The following is an 18,575-nucleotide window of genomic DNA, read 5'->3' on the forward strand; positions in this document are numbered from 1 at the left end:
GAGTTTACAATCGTCCTACCACCGATTTCATGAAGGGCCTGTTCCCCCCTTCACATTGTCGCTTTCCTGGACGGGCAAGACGTCACGCTTTTGTTCCATGATTGAATTTGTGAATCTGTTCATAAACTTGAGATACCTGGTTATCTCATTTTCTCCTTTCTCAGTGATTTTCACGATGGTTCTGGGTCCGCCCATCCTGATGAATCCATGTTCAATATTCACGTAACCATTTCTTTCAAGTATGTTCAAACTGGAATTGAGGGAACTTTTCGATATTTTGACCGCCATAAGAAGATCCGTGAATGTCGCACGTCTGAGGGCAAGCAGCACGACCATTATTCCCACCCTGGTCGGATTGGTGAACGGGCCCATACTGGCAAGCTCTTCTACAAGATTCATTCCCTGCTCTCTCCCTGTGTCCTCTTCATCCGCCTTCATACTCAAACAGGAACTCCTCCGGAGCGCTGTAGAGAGATTTTAAGCTCGCAAATGTGAAAAATGGCAGAGCGAATACAAAACCCTCAAGACCTATTCCGGGAAAAATGACGAGAAATGCAGCGATCGCGAGGCTTGCTGAAAAAACCCAGTCCTCCGTCTTGAACTCAACTATTATGCTTCCCTTCTTACTGAAACCGCGGTGCCATTTTACAAGAATCAGAATGACCCAAATCAGCGGGAACCAGACAGCGATATCTACATAACCAAAACCAAGCAGGATGATGAAAACCAGCCATGGCCATATCCTGTTGGAGTACGTTCTGATGATCGCAACTCTCCCTTTCCGTTCTCTTTCCGTCTCCCTATCTTCGAGTAGAGACATAGTGTATTCCATTCTGCCGAACGCGACGAAACCTGAAATCCTGGATAAGTACCATACAGCAAAACCGCCCGCAATCCAGACTATTCCGAGCAGGACAAGTGAGTTAAACAATAAATCAAGTAAAAATGACGCCATCACTAGAATTGAGAAGGAACCGTAAAAAACTCCTATTCCCCTCCTGGCCCTGAATCTGAAGATTCTGATGGCCATTTCACCGGCATCATGCCTGTATCTTTCAAATTCGGTTCTCTCCGCATGCTTCCGATACACTGCATCATCTGTCAACAGACCTGTCCTTCCTGCTGTTTCGAGTCTATCATTCGCCAGTACCTCAAGTACAGTATGACCCCTATTAATCCCGCTGTCAATGTTCGTGAGATGAACTCTGCTTTCCCATCTTATATCACCCCCAATACTGTCCCTCACGGATAACATGAAACCAAATGAAAACACCGGGAGGCGCTTCTCGTTGCGCAGGATGTGGAGCATCTCATGCTATGAAATGAAGTGGGATTTCAAAAAGAAGAAGGTACTCTTTGCAGTCTCATTTGTTGCAGTGGCTGCAATACTTGCAGGCATATTTTTCAAGTACGTTTTCAACTCCGAGATCGTGTCAGAACCCGGCTATCTATGGGACAATATCATCCTGTTCATAACAAACGGGTTCGTATCAGGCATCTTTCCGATGATTATCGCGGGCGCCGTTTCGGTTGACTCCATAGCATGGGAATTTGACAGGAATACCATTCAGCCTCTGCTATCGCAACCCGTCACAAGGAGTGAAGTTTATTTCGGGAAGTTTTTTGAAAAATTCCTCTTACTCACTGCAATATCAATTCTTCTTGTCGTTCTGTCCGTCGTCATATCGGAGTTTGTTGCGGGAAGCCAGGGGCACCTGTTGTGGGTTGTGCCTGTTGCATTTGGATTTCTGCTCGAACTCATGCTCTTTGTTGCGCTCGCCTTCCTGCTCGGTGCACTCGTCAGGCAATCAGGTTTCATGATGATCATGGTAGCAGGAGTTTATTTTGTAGCCCTGATATCCGATCTATTCCTGGAAATCAAGGAGGGAGTTCGCCTCTGGATGAGCCTGCTTCCTTTGACATCCTCCAATATGATAATTCCGGCCATGCAGCATTTTTCACTTTCACCAACCGAAAACGTTTATCTTTCCGTCAACATAGGATCCATGACAGGAGGAGCTTATTTGCCGGTGGCCCCGCTCCTGGCATATTCTGTTGCGGCTACACTGCTTACTGTTTTGGCCCTTCTGTTGTCTGGTTTTCTTGTATTTTCAAGGTTGGAGATAAAGGGGTGACTGCTTGGCGGAAATAATGAAAATCTCCAACCTTTGCAAGATGTATACCTCCGGTTCCGGCATTACCGATGTGAACATGAACCTCTTAGATGGGACAATTCACGGCTTCCTTGGACTCAACGGTTCGGGCAAAACGACCACCATGAAGTGTGTCATGGGCCTGCTGAAGAAAGATGGTGGAACAATAGAGTATGAGGGAAAACTGTTCGATCCAATGAATGTTGCCGATAGATCGCATATCGGTTTCTCTTCAGATTTGCCATTTTACCTTCCCTACCTGACAGGATTCGAGCTGATGTCGGTATACGGAAGAATCAGGGGAATCTCAAAGGAGCAGAGCAGGATGGACGCGCAGGAGTTCCTGAAACTAGTCGGCCTTCATGAGGAAGTCAACAAGCAGGTGGGAAGTTACAGCAGGGGCATGATGGCAAAACTAGGCATTGGAGTTTCACTGCTGGGGGATCCTGATTTGCTCATTCTTGATGAACCGACCTCGGGAATGGATCCATTGGCCTCCGCGAACATTAGGAAACTTCTTTCCGAACTGAAGAAGAGAGGGAAGAGTATCCTGTTCTCTTCGCATCAGCTGGGCGAAGTCCAGGCTTTGTGTGATAATGTCACCATAATCGACAGGGGGAAGACAATACTGGAAGGATCTGTTCAGGACTTATCAAGGAGATTGGGGAAGAACTTCTGCTACATCGCCGAATTCAAGGATCTCCCTTTTGATCTGCTCATTGAAATAAGGAAACTGGATGGAGTGAAGGAATGCAATACAGTCGATGGAAAGCGCAACCTGGTCAAAATTACTCTTTCAGGTGAAATGGAGTTAAGGGAAGAATTGGCAAGGCTGGCATTCAAGCACGGAAGCGTTATGCTTTCATGCACCACATCATATACATCGCTAGAGGAGATGTTCCTCTCCCTGATTGGTTGACATGGGTCGCCGGATTACATGCAAAAATACTGCAGAGATACTACAGCGCCACATTTTCACTGGCCCCTTTACTGAATTGCCATACATGCCTGTCACGCAATGCAGGCGATGCTGTCCGCTCATTTACCGCATCGGGTACTCTTCACTCCATGTTTTAGTGCCTGGAAGGGCAAAGGGTCAGAGTTGGAATTTTAACGCGAAAAATCCTGATTATTCACAGCCTCTCCACAAACGGGAAGAGCGGCAATCCCGAGAGGCCAGACTGCTTTGCCGGCGCTCTTGCTGTCCCCGGCCAGCCGGATATAATATCTTCTTTCAGCAGTTCATGCATTTTGCCTGAGGCTCCTATGTAATCGACAGCTTCAGACCATAACGTCTATTGAACGATTATCCGGTTCTGCAAATGGCACCTGGTTGGCATATTTAAGCATAACAATGGTATCACTCAAGTATACAAATAGTAATACCTGACCTTAATGCAGGAAGCGGCTATCCGTGAAGGACGTAGTCGGAGTTGTGCGCGAGACAAGGGATGAGTATTGACACGTGATGCCCGGCCATCACGGAAGGGCCCAACTGCGGACGGCAGCCTGTTCGATGCATCGGCGATTATCAATCTCCTGATTTCTCGCGGTAATCGCATTATAGACCTGCTGACAGGAAACTGGATTCTGGATCTGACTGTCTATGAAGTGGGTAATGAAATATGGAAGATGAATAAGATTCACCGGAAAATATCATCATCTGAAGCAGACATACTGCTTGAGAGTTTGCTCAGCATCGCAGCAGACAGAATGAAACTCGTCCCTTCAGCCGCGATCGACCATCTGTCCAGCCTGGGCTTAGCCAGGGAGGAAAGGCTGAGCTTCTGCGATGCCTCCTATCTTTCTGCGGCAATTGAAAGAGAACTGGTTCCTGTCACAGACGACAGGAGGCTCTTTGAGGCGGCAGGAAAACATGTGAAAGTTCGGGCATCAACGGAAGTCTGAACCTGTGCCAGAGCAATGGAAGAGACAATCCGTATGACACGGAATATGGATGACCCAGTAGTCCCGCATAGGGAAATTACTGCACTGGCGCTGTTTTTTGATGTGAGAGTGCAATCCGCTGTTTGGAGGCAATGGGATGCACTCCACTGAATATGTAAACGAAAGAAAGCTTGAGAGCTTTGTGCTCAAGCGGTTTGAACGCCATTTTCAGGTGCCTGCAGGCCAGTCATAGCCACAGCGTATCTTCCAGATCCTTGAAATGTTGATCGCCCGTCAGGACCCTGGCCTGATTTACACGGGCAAATGCCAGGACTATACCGTCGAAAAGACCGGGTTTTGTAAGTGATTTCTCTTTTGCGTTCTTTTCAAGCAACAAATACATCTTGGCAGATTCAACCGCAGTTGCTGAATCAATCCCCAAGATCTCTGACGTTTCGGAAATGGTCTCGAGCCTTTCCATGGCTTTATTCTCATCGGCTCCTTCTCTCATATATTTCCTGGCCACTTCGGATAGCACTATATCTGGTGTAAGGACTTCATCTGCCTCTTCGATTGCCGCCAGCGCTCTTCTTCCCTTTTGAGTGCCCGAAAAGATTTCAATCCACGCGTACGAGTCAATAACGATCTTCACCGCGATCAGTCTCGGCGAATTGCTTTATTTTTCCCTTGTCCAGGCTGAATGCCTCTGCCAAAAGTGCCTTTCTGCGTTGTTTGATAAGTTCCCTGACTGTGTCATCCAGCGTACGTTTTCCAAGAATGCGCTGCAACTGGCCAAGGCTCTTCAGGGTGTTTTTCGAAACCTTGATCGTAGTGCTGTCCATAGTTAGGTATACAATATACAAATATATCACATTATTGATGTACGATATTGTGGCCATAAAGGGTTAGGCAATGGGTGCCGCGGATACGTCTATTTCTGAAACATGACCGACATTCCGTTTGACGGGAGCATCGTCAGCCGTGCTGTGCCGCCTGCGCCTGCCTCGCAGCCTGCGCCTCATCCCACAGTTTATCCGTATCTCGGTCATATACGGACTGCTCAAATAGCCGCATTACTTTCGAGGAATGCTATAATATGACTTTCCTTCAGTCGCCTCTTGTGAACCTGACAAGCGCCAGGAGAAAGGGAATGACAATCCATGCCAGTCCAACAGCGACGACAGAAAATAGAGTGATGCCCAGCTGTGCTGCCGTATATGTGCCGCCAATGAAGAACAGCCCGCTTACGGTAGAACCCGAAAGATAATCTGTCAGGGAACTGAAGCCCGCAGGCGATATGTAATCGAGTTTTATTATCGAAGAAGCATACGCGAGAGTTCCAACCGGTTGTCTGATGATGACAGATGATATTATAAGCGGTATCAGCGGAAGAGGGAATACCCATAACAGCACGAGGACTACGAACAGTCCTATAGCTACTCCGATTATCTGGCCAGAAGACTTCAGAAACATTGATGCAAGATACACAATCCCGACGAATGCTCCGGTCATCACGAGGAGAGACCAGAGCGCAAGGATAAGAGTGCTTGAAGGAATATAAATTCCAAGATAATGTTCGTATATCAGGGAAGTGACGCCAAGCGCAAGTGCGGATGCAATCGTAACAGAAACTATATTGGAGACAAATCTCGATGTCATCAGTGCCCTGCGCGATATCGGTCTTACAATCACGGAAGCAAGAGCACCTGTCGCCCTGTCTTTTCCAAAAGTCTGATATGCGGATACAGTTGCTATCAGAGGAACAAAGAAGCTGAGAATCGGCAGATCTGAAAGGAAGAATATCTGATTCACACCTGCAACGGAATAAGTGTTAAGCAGTTGAGTTTCCACCCAAGCAAGTTCCGTGCCGTTTGAGTCGAAGAGTTCGAACACATAGGATGTCGTGTTTGTGTGTTTTGTGAGATTGTAGGGCACTATATCAATAAGTGGGGAACTCGTATAAACCGAATAAAGTTTCATCTGGCTTTCATTGTAGTTTGCAGGAAATCCCGGTCCGGTTTTCTGCTGCCCGTTTGTGTATATAACCGTACCGGTACCCGTGAACTGGGAAGTTGAATTAGGCATCGCCCTGTAATAAAGGTAAACAGGAGGAGCATTTTTCACATCAGCAGCATTGTAAAACAGGAGAAGACCGTTGAGTTGTGGCGAATTCTGGACACTGAAAGTGCTGAATGAATATCTGGAATAGGAGAATGTAAGATTTGTGGAGCCGGAAGGACCATACTCCTTGAGGCTGGTGTTTGTGAAGTAAGGGTCGGTCTGGTTCTGGTAAACCTGGATCTTAAAGTAACCGCCACCATATCCTGGCGAATTCTGGCCGCTATAGCTGTAAGTTATACCGCCTTCCGTTTGGTTTGGCGACGTGATGCCCAGTTCCTGGTCTGTAACCCGGCTGAAGGTGGTGTTGGCAAATCCGAGGCTGTTGGTTTCGACACTAGTATTGTTGTTTCCGATAAAGTATGTAACTTTGGATCCTGAAACAGGGAAACCGTAGTTGTTGTAGAGGAGTACGGTTACATTATATGTCCCGTTGCTCCCCCAGCCGTAAGCCTCGCTGCTTACAAACACACTCACGTTGGAGTTTCCGCTTGCGGCAGACACAGCGATGAGTGCAGGTATGACAATCATCAGAGATAGCACGATAAGTGCGGATTTGCTTGTGAGCACCCTCCTGATCTCATAGATTATCGGTTTCACGATGCCTCCCTCGTGAGCTGAAGGAAATACTCTTCAAGGCTCTCCCTCTCTATACCGAAATGAGACAGCCTGTAACCGCCCGCGATCAATGCAGCGCTAACCTCTTCGGTTGCCGCCTGCGAATCATCGATACCTGAAACTACGACTTCGCCACCAACAACAACAGGAGCTCCGAATTTTGACAGCAGTCCCAAAAGATTGGCATCAACTTTATCTACCTTTAACCTCAGCAATGGCCTGCCAAGTTTCTTCATCGAATCCCTGGTCAGTGTCCGGAGCACTTTACCTCTGTGAAGTATGATCACCCTGTCAGCCAGATCCTGGAGGACGCTAAGTATGTGTGTTGAAAGCAGTATTGCCTTTCCCTCATTCCTGAATCGAATGAGCAGATTCCTGACATAGCTTATTCCTTCCGGGTCCAGCCCGTTAAGCATCTCATCCAGCAGATAATTTCCAGGATCGGAAAGCATTGCAGAGGCCAGCCCAAAACGTTTCTTCATTCCCTGGGAATATGTTCTGATTTTCATATCAAGCGCACGTTCCAGGCCGACAGCCTTCAGCACTTCGGTTATCCTCTGACCCGCTTCCCCGGAGGGCATATCGTAGAAACCGGCGAAATACTGCATGAGCAACACAGGTTTGGCGTTCTGCTCGAAACTTGGATACTCTGAGACCCAGCCCACAGTTCTGGATGCGCGCGCCTTCTCTCTAACTATGTCAAAACCGTCCACTAGAATCCTGCCGGCTGATGGCAGAACGATACCTGTAATAGCGTTTATTGTTGTCGTCTTGCCGGCACCATTGAGACCGGCAAGCCCGACTATCTCGCCGTCGTTCACCCTGAAGCTTATTTCGCTGACCGCCGGCTGACTGCGTCTCCCATACAGTTTGGAAAATCCTTCTACTTCTATCAACGGTGACGCTTAACGGCCTCGAGCGTAAAAGAGTTTTCCATGGGGAGAGGTGCGACACATATTTCGCAAATATCTGGATAATATTGGAACAGCCATGCCAGCACCTTACTTCCATCTTAAGAATTCTGCGGAAAGCGTAAGATCCGGGTAATTTGGTGTAACCCTCAGAAATGACTGGTGACTGTTTCAGGATCGTATCAAAGTCATTCAACAGACCTGCGAATATTTCCGTAGATAGCTTACACAACGAAAGTCAAGAACCTGCATTAGCTTAAACAGTCATAATCGGGCTCTTTCAACGCACGGCATTCAGCGAGAGCTGGCAGCTTGCAATCACGCGTCATGCATTTGCTCAGGCCATTGCTCCGGATTCCGGGCGGAAACAGTTTCATGCAATATGGATTGTGGCCCGTTGACTGTACGAAACCGACTTAGCATATCGGCGGTATAAAACCTGCCAAAATAGCCGCATCTTTCAAGGTTGGTCATAGAACACCCGGTCTATATTCGCACCGATCTGTCAACTCAGCATAGACGAGACCTTCTGTCACAATATTCTTTGCCGGCAGATGAGTTGAAACAAGACCGTCTGTCTTCTCGTGGCCGGCAGTGATGGTTCAAGCAGAATTCTGGTAATGCCCAGCCAGTTTTTTCCGTCGCGAATCTCCTGTTCGGTCTCAGGGGATAGAACAGAAGGAGGGGAAGAAGTTTGTAGTTCATGAGACGCCGGTCCCTATGTCTTTCCGGTTGTCTGCATTTCTTTTCTCATCCTTTTCCAATTCCTGAAGGAAACATATTCAGAATAAACTGCGAGTCCCATAAAGAGCGTCAAAAGTGTATAGGTCACAAGAAGGATTTCCCCATAACCGGTTCGATCCGAAAAGTGACTTTCCAGGCCGTAACCGGTCCCGGCCAGATAAACAGGGAACTGAGTGAAGAGCGACGTTTTGCTTATTGTCACCTGGCTCACAGCCGACTGCTGGGAGAAAAAGAGGCCGCCAGAATAGTACGAATATGTGATCCGCGGCACAACATATACACCCGGATTTGAAACATTCAGATTGAATGTAGCGTGGAAGGTCTGCCAGGCCTGGAGCAGACTAGTGTTCGCAAACGCACTACCCGCAGTTGCTAATGCAAGGCCGCTTGATTTTTCAATTCCGGGGAAAAATACGGATACGTCATTCAGCGTTGTATTGCCCAAATTTTTGACAGCCGCCTTTACCGTGATAACACCCTGACCGACCGCATCAGAGGTCAGAAGAGTGACTTCCGGAGAAAGAGGGGATGAGAATGTGATATAGGAGGATGGATTGACCATGCTCCCTCTTGTTTCATTTATGAATACCCATCCGGATCCATTGGATACTGTGCCGTTTGGAGGATTACTTGTTGAGTAAATGGTTGCATTGTATTCGCTGGAAATGGAGGTAAGCGAGAATGCGCTGCTGATTCTGGGGGTGAAAAGACCGATAATGGATGATGTAGCTGTAGGACTGAAAGAAATTGTCTTGTTACCTATGAGAGATGACAGTTGAAGCATGTGGATACCTGAACCGAAGGCAACCTCTGTTCTGTAGAAGAAACCGAGACAAAAGGAAATGGCTCCCCCGGGGAAAGGAGTAAGTGCAGATATATTGGTGCTGTTCCAGAAGCTTGGCAGGATAGAGTGGCTGGAGTATCCAATTACCATGAGTGCGGAATCCGAGCCATACAGGGTTGGCGTGAATAATGAATGCGCGGCCAGCAGGTCTGCAAAACCGCGGATAATGCCATCAGGATGGAGGGAGTAGAGATATGTGGATGCGATGTTTGCAGCGGCGTATCTGGCGGGCTGATTCCCTCCGTAAACGAAGACGTCGTTCAGTGAGGAAGTGGATGTGCTGGTAATAAAAGAGATGCCTGATAAAGACTGGTTGGGAAGAGAGGCCAGAAGCGTGAAACTCTCACCTGTTAGCTTGGAATAATAAGAGACCTGGCCTGATGCGACATTCTGAGGCGGGATGGAGCCGGGAATGACACCAATGATCAGGAGTTCCGGAGGTAGAAGCTCCAGAAAGGAGGACGCCGATGAATTCGTCAGAGAGAATGGACCGGATGGGTGTGACCCGCCGAATATCGTGCCGCTTGCATGAAGATCGATAAGATTCTGAACCAATACAAGAATGGAAAGGGACACCTGTCCATTGTCAGGAACTGAATTCTGAGGGAATGAATAGTTTGAAACAAACGAATAAAAGGAATACATGTTCCCGTCAGGTGAGATGAGACCCAGCGCACCTTCATCATAGCCGTTCGATGCCAGGTGAGGAGTCAACCCGGTTGCGCCTGAAATATCGTGCCTGCTTCCGGGCACCAGGTTTGAGAGGTTGGACGAGGTGCCGGTTAAATTATACAGTAATCCGAGAACTCCGTTTTCAAGTTTGCGGGTACCGGAATTGCTTATGTGGGCTATCATCTCCTTTTGATTCGCATTGCTCACGGAAACCGGCGGTATGCTGGGTATCGCACCCCACATGACGAGCATCATTGCAATGGATATCACAACTATCAATTGGACCTGCGCCATCGGCCTATAGTTCCCGCCCCTCCCCCTGCTCTCGGTTCCCGATAAGAACTTTCGAACATAATGTGCTACAAGAGAAGCGGTTACGACATTTATGATGAACAGGAGAACTGCAGAAATAATCAGTGGTCCGGCAAATCTGGCGAACAGTGCTAGAAGCGAGGATGAAGGTGAGGAACCCGAGAAGGCTGGTCCACTCAATAGTAAATTCAGCGCAGAGAGGTATATCTGATAAATAACAGGTTCTGTCAGAAGTGTGAGAATATTGGTACCATATGGAGGAACTGGTATCGACGACAGGGATGAAAACGCACCAATTCCTGCGGTCGTACTTCCGTAAAGAAAACCGCTTCCGGGGATGAAGACGGAGAGCACATATCCTGCAATTCCAATCAGCAATATTACGACACATGCCAGATGGACAAATATGGAAGAGACAATGGAACCAAGTACCCTTCTCGCCGAAAGACCGATTATCACGCCAACAACTATCCAGGCTGCGATCAGGACAGGATAGTCCAGTGGATTGCCGAGAAGCATGAAAAATAGGCCGAGAATGAGAGTCATATTGCCCCCCAGATAAGGAGAGAGCCAGTTTATGAGAGGTGAATAAGAATCCGAAAGAACATAATAGCCGATCAGCACTGCCGAAGTTGTTCCAAAAACGAAGCCGGAGAATTTTCCCAGTTTCCTCCCCGCTTTTCTGATTTTTTAATCTTATTTATAATTATTTCAGGTTCTTTGGTCATGTAGAGTACGGGAATCATTTCCGCCATAAGCCCTTCCATTTCTCTGTTCAGCACTCACCGGCATTCAGCCACTTCCATGAACATGCCGAGAATTGATTCCGGCTGCAGCTTCCTGACGATTGCATCCGACGGCCTCTCGGCGATGGCCGTCCACAGTGCGCCGTGAATCCTGTTGTTATACCACACAATGAATTCATGCATTGACAGGAAGCGCCGTCTGTGCCTGTCGTATTCATGCCAGAATCGTTCTACCTTTCCGTCTGTCTGCTGATTGTTCCGCCTTGACGGTATGTGCCTTATGCCTCTGTCCGGCAGGAACTGCTGGAACACCGATACACTGTCTGGATGGTTGCTGTAGAACTGCGAGCCCCTGTCTATGTTCACTTCCTTTATCGCCGAGTTGTAGCAGGAAGCAGCGGGCATCGCCTCACGGAGCGTCTCTATCGAATGTTCGGTTGTAGCCTCCGTGAATTCACCTGCTGAAAGGATTATCCCGGATGTATCGTCCATCCATACTATTGCATATGGATGGTTTTCGCCTGTCCTGTGCCAGTCGCCATGCACGAGTGAGAGCGAGTGCTCACGTTCATAACGGCAGCGTGAGCGCTTCCTCTGCTTCCCCGGATTGGGCACCGTCCTGCCGTGTCGATAAGGTATTCGTTGAGCTTATGATGCGGTATGCGGTATCCGCGCCTCCTCAGCTCCCTGAACAGGAGGCGTGCGCCCAGCCGTATTTCGTTCCAGACAGTGTCTGTTGCATTCCTCTCCTCTGCTGTGTGGGGTGCCGATGCCTTCCTGCCAGGCTGTTTCAGCACAGGACAGATGCCTGTACTCCTGTACTGTGCAACCGGCTGCCTCACCCTCCTTGTGGTAACGCCATACTGTATGGTGTCAGGTGAGACAGACCAGTCTTTCCTGTGAACGATATGATTGCAGATGAAACGGATTTGTGTTTCATTGAGTTTGACCGAGAATCGTCATTGGAGTGGCGAATAATTGGTGTGATCGACGCCGCCACAGTCATTAGCAAAGGATTTATTTACTGACCACCTTTTGAATATATATGGCGTCGATTCTTTCTGAGGCAAAGGCTCAGTCAGAAAAGATTGAAATCACTGCTTCTCTGGATCAATGGAAAAGAGAACTGTACGACAGAGCCGTTCAGGAAAAGAATGAGAGAAGGAAGAGGTTTTACAACCTTTCATGGATTGAAATTGACCCGCTTTATACACCTGATCCTGATTTTAACTATGATGAAAAGCTGGGAGATCCGGGAAAGTATCCTTACACAAGGGGGATACACGGAAACATGTACCTTGGCAAACTCTGGACGATGAGGCAGTTTGCGGGTTTTGGCAGCGCTTTTGAAACAAACAGGAGATTCAAATACCTGCTGTCCCACGGCGAAACAGGCTTGAGTGTTGCTTTCGACTATCCGACACTGTACGGGTATGACACAGATGATGTTCATGCGGAGGGTGAATACGGAAAGTGCGGCGTCGCGGTTTCGTCACTCGAGAACATGAAGATGCTGTTCCGGGGCATACCGCTTGACAGGGTAAGCACCTCTATGACAATCAACGGTCCGGCTTCAATAATCTGGGCAATGTACATTGCTGCCGCAGAGGCACAGGGCGTGCCGAAGAAGAAGCTTCGCGGGACGATACAGAATGACGTACTCAAGGAATACATTGCGCAGAAGAGTTTCATATTCCCGCCTGAGCCGTCAATGAGATTGGTTGTCGACACATTCGAATATGGCATGAAGGAAGTTCCTCTCTGGAATACGATAAGCATAAGCGGCTACCACATAAGGGAGGCAGGTTCAACAGCAGTCCAGGAGCTGGCATTTACACTTGCAGACGGTTTCGAATATGTCAGGAGAGGCATAGACAGGGGGTTGGATCCAGATCTGTTTGTCCCTCGCCTGTCATTTTTCTTTAACGCGCACAACGATTTCTTCGAAGAAATAGCAAAATACAGAGCAGCCCGGCGCATATGGGCCAGAGAGATGAAGGAACGATTCGGCATATTGAATGAAAAAGCGCAGAAATTGCGTTTCCACACACAGACTGCAGGTTGCTCGCTCACCGCCGAACAGCCACAGAACAATGTGGTGCGAGTTGCAATCCAGGCAATGGCTGCAGTCTTCGGGGGAACACAATCGCTGCATACCAATTCGCTCGATGAGGCTCTTGCCCTGCCGACAGAGAAGGCTGTAAGGATCGCACTCAGAACACAGCAGATAATAGCCTATGAAAGCGGCATTCCGAATGTTGTTGACCCGCTGGGGGGAGCGTACTATGTTGAATGGCTAACAGACAGACTCGAGGAGGAAGCATACCATATTTTTGATGAAATTGACAGTTATGGCGGTGTCGTCCCGGCCATCGAGATGGGCTATTTCCAGAAGGCTATAACAGAGTCATCATACAGATACCAGAAGGAAATTGAGAGAAAGGAGAGAATCGTGGTCGGAGTCAATGAATACGTCATCGACGAACCTCTGACCGTCCCCACACTCAAGCTGGATCCTGCCGGAGAGGAAAAACAGATTGCAGGATTGAGAAAACTCAGGAAAAACAGAAACCAGCAGAAATACAGGGACGCGATGGATTACCTGAGAAAGATTGCGGAAGGGGATGGAAACACAATGCCGGCAATAATCGGAGCTGTAAAGGCAAAAGCAACGCTTGGGGAAATAGCCGGCCTTCTGAGAGAGGTATTCGGCGAATACAGGGAACAGCACATAATTTGAGGGTTATGGAATGCCGAGGAAAATACGCGTGCTTATTGCCAAACCTGGCCTGGACGGCCATGACCGCGGGGCAAAGGTAGTTGCAAGGGCACTCAGGGATGCCGGAATGGAGGTGATATATACGGGCCTTCATCAGACGCCCGAGCAGATAGTTCAGACCGCGTTGCAGGAGGATGTGGACGCCATTGGGCTGAGCTGCCTGTCAGGTGCGCACGACGTACTTTTTCCAAGGGTGATGGAACTTGTGAAGGAAAACGGAATGGACGTTATTGTCACTGCAGGCGGTATCATACCTGAGGAGGATATTCCGATGCTGAAAAAATACGGTATTGCGGCGGTGTTCGGACCAGGAACGCCAATTGAGGAAATCGTAAAGTTCCACAAAGAGCACCTAAAGAAGAGAAAGTGAAATGGAGTGAATTCTTTTGGACTATTCCACACTCATAACAGGAGTGATCAACGGGGACAGAAAAGCTGCCGCAAGGCTGATCTCACTTGTAGAAGATGAGGAGAACGGTTACAGGGAAGCGCTTGAAAGGCTGTATGGGAATACCAGGGGTGTTCCTGTGCTTGGTATAACCGGCGCACCGGGCGTCGGGAAAAGCACGATAGCGCTGGAAATAACGAAGATGCTCAGGGCTCAAGGCAGGAAGATAGGCATCGTTGCTGTCGATCCCACAAGTCCCGTTACCGGAGGAGCGATCCTGGGCGACAGGATCAGAATGACTGAACTGTTTGCGGATCCAGGTGTTTTCATAAGAAGCATGGGAAGCCGGGGAGGAAGCGGAGGGCTTTCGTCCCAGACGGGAAGCGTCGTTAGGATACTCGACGCGATGGGGTGTGATGAAATAATTGTGGAAACAGTTGGAGCGGGACAGACGCAGGTCGACATAATGGGAATGGCGGACACGATAGTGGTTGTTACAATGCCAGGCTCAGGAGATGAGGTACAGTCTATAAAGGCCGGACTGCTGGAAATTGCCGACATATATGTGGTGAACAAGATTGACCTCGCAGGCGGAATGAGAACAGTGAGCGATATTCAGTCCATGCTTGATCTGGTGGACGAATGGCATGGCTGGAAACCACCTGTCATACAGGCAAATGCCAGGGAGGGAAGGGGAATGGATGAACTGGTCAGGAAGATAGAGGAACACAACAGATTTGCACTCGAGTCCGAGCATCTCTCGAGGAGGAAAAAGGAACAGTACCTCAGGGAAATACAGGAGCTTGTCACCAGAGAACTTTCGAGAAGAATATTTGAATCGATGGACGGCAGAGAAATTGAAGACATGCTGAAAATGATTTCAGAAAGAAAGGAAAATCTCTATTCAGAGGCGGACAGTATAATAAAGGCATTCACTGCCGGAAAACTTGCAAAAAAGCATCATGACAGGAAACAGCGGCAGTCGGGCTGACCTTCCCCGGACAGGACAATAAAATGTTATAAATGGGAAGCACATCGAACAGTGAAGCTGCCGGGATGACAGAGTGGCCATGTGGCAGACTGCAGAACTGAGCTGCCGTAATCTGCAGACAGGAGTTCAAATCTCCTTCCCGGCTCCACACTTACTGAGAAACCGGGAACAGCCGCTGCTTGAAATGACTGAATCAACAATAGCAGCACAAATGAAGCACGCATGCCGGGCAGCAAAGCGGAAATCTGCCAGGCAAACTCATTTTTCATCGAACTTATCGGGCGTCATTATGGATGATACTGTATTTACCCTGCCATCAGGATCTGTTATCGGCGCGATAGAAATATGGCATTTCAGCGACCTGCCATCCTTTGTTATCCGTCTCGATTGATAGTTGACAGGCTTCTTATTTGAGACCATCTCGTTTATCTTTTCCTCTGTCCAGTTCAGCAGTTCCGGAGGTACCCATGGTATCCTCATGCCCCTGATTTCATCAAGCGTCCAACCGAATGTCTTCTCGAATGACGGGTTGGCATAAAGCACATTGTAATTTAGATCCAGGAGAACAACAGCATCATGGGTGTTATTGAGCACTGCCTCCAGTCTCTGGTTTGTAACCCTCAGCTTCTCCTTTTCCATTCTTTCAGTGACTGCAGAAGTTATAACATGGAGCATGTCGGTAAAGAGCGACTTTGGATCCTGTCCCTTCATAAGGTAGTAGTCCGCGCCGCTGTTTATCGCTTCAATGGCCACTTCCTCCCTGCTTCTTCCGGTGAAGATGACGAACGGAATATCGTTGCCTTCCGAACGGATATGTTTCAGCAGTTCTATGCCGTCCATCGACGGCATCTGGTAATCTGATACAACTGCGCTGTATTCCCGCTCTGACAGTTTCGATATTGCCTCTGTTGCGGATGCGGCAGTATCCACGCTCGCGTTGCCGAGCATCTCGACATAGAGTTTGAATGGTTCGTGCAGATAACTCTCATCATCGACATACAGTATTTCGAGTTTTCCGCTGTCCGCTTCGGAACCGGTCATTGCAAATCATCCAGGATATTTCAGGTAATTTTCAAGATAAAAAAACATTTAAGCTTAATAAACGCTCAGCGGCGGTTTTCAGAAATGATAACATGCATATCGAAAAAATAATTGTGCCTGTTCTTCCGGATGCCAGTTTGGTGAAGCTTTGGTTTAAGCGCCGGAAAATCACGAAACAGATAGGGGCAGATAGAGTCCGTAACAGTTTCTGACATCCACAGTCAGATCACGCCGCCGGTTTTGCCTGCTGTTAGATGAATGCATGCTCCCGTCCGCAGGGAAAATGTGGAGAGATCAGTTGAGTTTCACTACTTTACTCCTCACTGTTCTCCGCCTGATCTGCTTTTCATCAATTTCGATACCACTCCCGTAACCTGAGGGTACATTCATTCGCCCTGAAGCATCCATCTCAAAGGGTTCCGTAATTATATCCCTGGAAAAATAACGCGAACTTGGGGAAGTGTCGCCAGGAAAACGGACGTTGGGCAGTGTGTTGAGCGCAACATTGAAGGATCTGCCAACTCCAGTTTCGAGCATACCACCGATCCAGACCGGAATCCCATTTTTCATTGCCGTGTCGTGAACAGCAAGCGAAGCGCCTATTCCGCCAACGCGCCCTGCTTTTATATTGACAATTCTGCCCGATTCAAGCCTGCTCATTACGTTTACGCTCTCCGGACCCTTTATGCTCTCATCAAGGCAGATGGGTGTTTCCAATCCGGCCTGGAGAATAGAATGTTCAAAAAGATCGTCGTAATCGAGAGGCTGTTCGAGCATTGTAAGATTGAAACGGTCAAATTTCTTCAAATGATCCATTGACTTGAGCTCGTAGGCTGCATTCGCATCTACCTGAAGCGGAAGTTCCGGATACATTCTGCGTATCGCGCGCAGAACATCCACGTCCCAACCGGGTTTGACCTTCACCTTGATCCTTCTGTAGCCCTTCTTTATGCTATCGTCTATGACATTTAACAGGTCTGAAACAGATTTCTGTATGCCGATGCTGATGCCACATTCAATCCGCTTTCTGGCACCGCCTATCATCTGGCTAAGTGGGATGCGGGCCCTTCTGGCAAACAAATCCCATATCGCCATTTCCACGCATCCCTTCGACATGCTGTGGCCGCGAATTCTTCCAGCAGCCTTTGAAAAATCGCGGGGTGATCCCAGTTCAACTCCCTTCAGCGAGGGTATGATGAATTCGGATAGCACCTTCCATGACATTGCATTGAATTCATATGAATAAAAGGGCTCTGGTTCTGAAGTGCATTCGCCATAAGCCACATCCCCCTCTGAATGGAGTTTGACTATTATCGCTTCTTTACTGCTGCTGCGGCCAAAACTGGTTTCGAACGGACTAAGCAGCGGCAATCTGACCAGCAGGAGTTCCACCTTTTCAATGGTCAGCGGTTCAAGTTCAATGTTTTTCTCCTTTCTCGGTGCAGAAATCTGATTTTCATCCACTTAAATCACCACTCTGATTTTATTCTTTCCAGCAGTTCAATAAACATAGACCTGGTTAATGTTCCTGTGTTTGTGTTTCTGGGACTTGGATGATACGAAACATAAATATTCGGGCTTCCACTGACCGGGTACACTGCTCCGTGACTGAACTTCATTTGCCGGACATCGATATCAGTAGTTTCTTCCAGGAATCTAAGGTAGGAATCGAATGCAAATTTTCCAAGAACAAGTATCGCGCGTGCATTTTTCAGCAGGTTCAATTCCCTTCTGAGGAAGGGAAAACAATTTGCTGCCTCCTTCCTTGTGGGTATGTTGTTGGGCGGCACACACCTTACAGCTGCAAGCATGTATGAATTGATCATCTTCAGTCCATCTTCCGCACATTCAGAATTTGGCCGATTTGTGAAACCTGCCTGATGAAGGCAGCTTACGAGAAATTTCGCCGAAAGATCTCCCGTGAATACTCTTCCGGTCCTGTTTCCGCCGTGGGCCGCAGGCGCAAGACCGACTATTATGAGCTCTGCCGAAAAATCGCCAAAACCAGGCACAGGCCTGGACCAGTAAGTCCAGTCGGAATACCTTTTCGTCTTTTTCCGGCCAACCTCCTCCCTGAATTTGACCAGCCTGGGGCACTTCGAGCATGAGATAATATCGTGTCTCAAGAGATCGAAGCTGTCTTTACCGTTTATCCTGCTCTTCGTTCAATCACCGGTAAAGTCCGGATTGAATGCAATACTAAATTATTTATTGCATGTTAATGAAATAACCGATGCCCGCCAAATCAAAAATGTAACAAAGGCGGGATCCCGCTCTTTGCAGTTTACTGAAACCGTTGCATAAGGGACAGGACATGCAAAAATGGCACATCGAATGGTTTTAGACTAAACTAATATATGATAAACAAATT

The 18,575-nt window shown here is 48.1% G+C and carries 18 protein-coding genes and 1 tRNA gene; 7 read left to right on the forward strand and 12 right to left on the reverse strand.

The features are described 5' to 3' along the window. Positions 1 to 27: 27 nt before the first annotated feature. On the reverse strand, positions 28 to 438 hold the full coding sequence (locus KIS29_00070) for a transcriptional regulator (GenBank protein MBX8638723.1): 411 nt from the start codon (positions 436 to 438) through the stop codon (positions 28 to 30). Further along, positions 425 to 1,246, reverse strand: coding sequence for a hypothetical protein (locus tag KIS29_00075; GenBank protein MBX8638724.1), 822 nt, complete (start codon positions 1,244 to 1,246; stop codon positions 425 to 427). Before KIS29_00075 ends, KIS29_00070 begins: the two co-directional genes overlap by 14 nt. Positions 1,247 to 1,253: 7 nt before the next feature. Here KIS29_00075 and KIS29_00080 point away from each other — a divergent pair, with 7 nt between their 5' ends. The 3 genes from KIS29_00080 (at position 1,254) to KIS29_00090 (ending at position 4,061) form a co-directional block, all read left to right on the forward strand. Continuing rightward, entirely contained in the window at positions 1,254 to 2,135 is an 882-nt protein-coding gene (locus KIS29_00080) for an ABC transporter permease (protein MBX8638725.1), read from the forward strand. 16 nt (positions 2,136 to 2,151) lie between these two features. After that, complete coding sequence (locus KIS29_00085) at positions 2,152 to 3,072, forward strand: ABC transporter ATP-binding protein (protein MBX8638726.1); 921 nt, start codon at positions 2,152 to 2,154, stop codon at positions 3,070 to 3,072. Positions 3,073 to 3,611: 539 nt separating this feature from the next. Then, positions 3,612 to 4,061: a type II toxin-antitoxin system VapC family toxin gene (locus KIS29_00090; protein ID MBX8638727.1), complete on the forward strand. Its 450-nt coding sequence runs from the start codon at positions 3,612 to 3,614 to the stop codon at positions 4,059 to 4,061. A gap of 226 nt (positions 4,062 to 4,287) precedes the next feature. Here KIS29_00090 and KIS29_00095 read toward each other — a convergent pair whose 3' ends face one another. From KIS29_00095 to KIS29_00125, 7 genes are all read right to left on the reverse strand, one after another. Continuing rightward, entirely contained in the window at positions 4,288 to 4,692 is a 405-nt protein-coding gene (locus KIS29_00095) for a PIN domain-containing protein (protein ID MBX8638728.1), read from the reverse strand. Then, positions 4,676 to 4,882, reverse strand: a complete 207-nt coding sequence (locus KIS29_00100) for a hypothetical protein (protein MBX8638729.1) — start codon at positions 4,880 to 4,882, stop codon at positions 4,676 to 4,678. The genes KIS29_00095 and KIS29_00100 overlap by 17 nt, the downstream gene beginning before the upstream one ends. Positions 4,883 to 5,147: 265 nt before the next feature. Next, the gene (locus KIS29_00105; protein ID MBX8638730.1) at positions 5,148 to 6,758 is read right to left on the reverse strand and encodes an ABC transporter permease; all 1,611 of its coding nucleotides are present in this window, start codon (positions 6,756 to 6,758) and stop codon (positions 5,148 to 5,150) included. Continuing rightward, the gene (locus KIS29_00110) at positions 6,755 to 7,672 is read right to left on the reverse strand and encodes an ABC transporter ATP-binding protein (GenBank protein ID MBX8638731.1); all 918 of its coding nucleotides are present in this window, start codon (positions 7,670 to 7,672) and stop codon (positions 6,755 to 6,757) included. Before KIS29_00110 ends, KIS29_00105 begins: the two co-directional genes overlap by 4 nt. A gap of 733 nt (positions 7,673 to 8,405) precedes the next feature. Then, complete coding sequence (locus KIS29_00115; protein ID MBX8638732.1) at positions 8,406 to 10,805, reverse strand: hypothetical protein; 2,400 nt, start codon at positions 10,803 to 10,805, stop codon at positions 8,406 to 8,408. Between the two features lie 71 nt (positions 10,806 to 10,876). Further along, the gene (locus tag KIS29_00120) at positions 10,877 to 11,041 is read right to left on the reverse strand and encodes a hypothetical protein (GenBank protein ID MBX8638733.1); all 165 of its coding nucleotides are present in this window, start codon (positions 11,039 to 11,041) and stop codon (positions 10,877 to 10,879) included. Beyond that, positions 11,042 to 11,620 carry a DDE-type integrase/transposase/recombinase gene (locus KIS29_00125; protein MBX8638734.1) on the reverse strand — a complete coding sequence of 193 codons (579 nt, stop codon included), beginning with the start codon at positions 11,618 to 11,620 and terminating at the stop codon, positions 11,042 to 11,044. 430 nt (positions 11,621 to 12,050) lie between these two features. On the opposite strand from KIS29_00125, the gene KIS29_00130 reads away from it, so the two are divergent. The 4 genes from KIS29_00130 to KIS29_00145 all read left to right on the forward strand — a co-directional run bounded on the left by KIS29_00130 (position 12,051) and on the right by KIS29_00145 (position 15,311). Continuing rightward, positions 12,051 to 13,745 (forward strand): methylmalonyl-CoA mutase family protein, encoded by a 1,695-nt coding sequence (locus tag KIS29_00130; GenBank protein MBX8638735.1) that lies wholly within the window; start codon positions 12,051 to 12,053, stop codon positions 13,743 to 13,745. A 10-nt stretch (positions 13,746 to 13,755) separates the two neighbouring features. Continuing rightward, complete coding sequence (locus tag KIS29_00135; GenBank protein MBX8638736.1) at positions 13,756 to 14,154, forward strand: cobalamin B12-binding domain-containing protein; 399 nt, start codon at positions 13,756 to 13,758, stop codon at positions 14,152 to 14,154. A gap of 16 nt (positions 14,155 to 14,170) precedes the next feature. Continuing rightward, complete coding sequence (gene meaB / locus KIS29_00140) at positions 14,171 to 15,163, forward strand: methylmalonyl Co-A mutase-associated GTPase MeaB (GenBank protein MBX8638737.1); 993 nt, start codon at positions 14,171 to 14,173, stop codon at positions 15,161 to 15,163. 59 nt (positions 15,164 to 15,222) lie between these two features. Continuing rightward, a tRNA-Cys gene (locus KIS29_00145) sits at positions 15,223 to 15,311 on the forward strand. A 110-nt stretch (positions 15,312 to 15,421) separates the two neighbouring features. Here KIS29_00145 and KIS29_00150 read toward each other — a convergent pair. The 3 genes from KIS29_00150 to KIS29_00160 form a co-directional block, all read right to left on the reverse strand. After that, on the reverse strand, positions 15,422 to 16,204 hold the full coding sequence (locus KIS29_00150) for a response regulator (GenBank protein MBX8638738.1): 783 nt from the start codon (positions 16,202 to 16,204) through the stop codon (positions 15,422 to 15,424). A gap of 294 nt (positions 16,205 to 16,498) precedes the next feature. After that, positions 16,499 to 17,668 (reverse strand): o-succinylbenzoate synthase, encoded by a 1,170-nt coding sequence (gene menC, locus KIS29_00155; GenBank protein MBX8638739.1) that lies wholly within the window; start codon positions 17,666 to 17,668, stop codon positions 16,499 to 16,501. Positions 17,669 to 17,673: 5 nt separating this feature from the next. Next, complete coding sequence (locus KIS29_00160) at positions 17,674 to 18,357, reverse strand: uracil-DNA glycosylase (GenBank protein ID MBX8638740.1); 684 nt, start codon at positions 18,355 to 18,357, stop codon at positions 17,674 to 17,676. Positions 18,358 to 18,575 lie beyond the last annotated feature (218 nt).

This window comes from Candidatus Sysuiplasma jiujiangense (assembly GCA_019721075.1).
GTDB lineage: Archaea > Thermoplasmatota > Thermoplasmata > Sysuiplasmatales > Sysuiplasmataceae > Sysuiplasma > Sysuiplasma jiujiangense.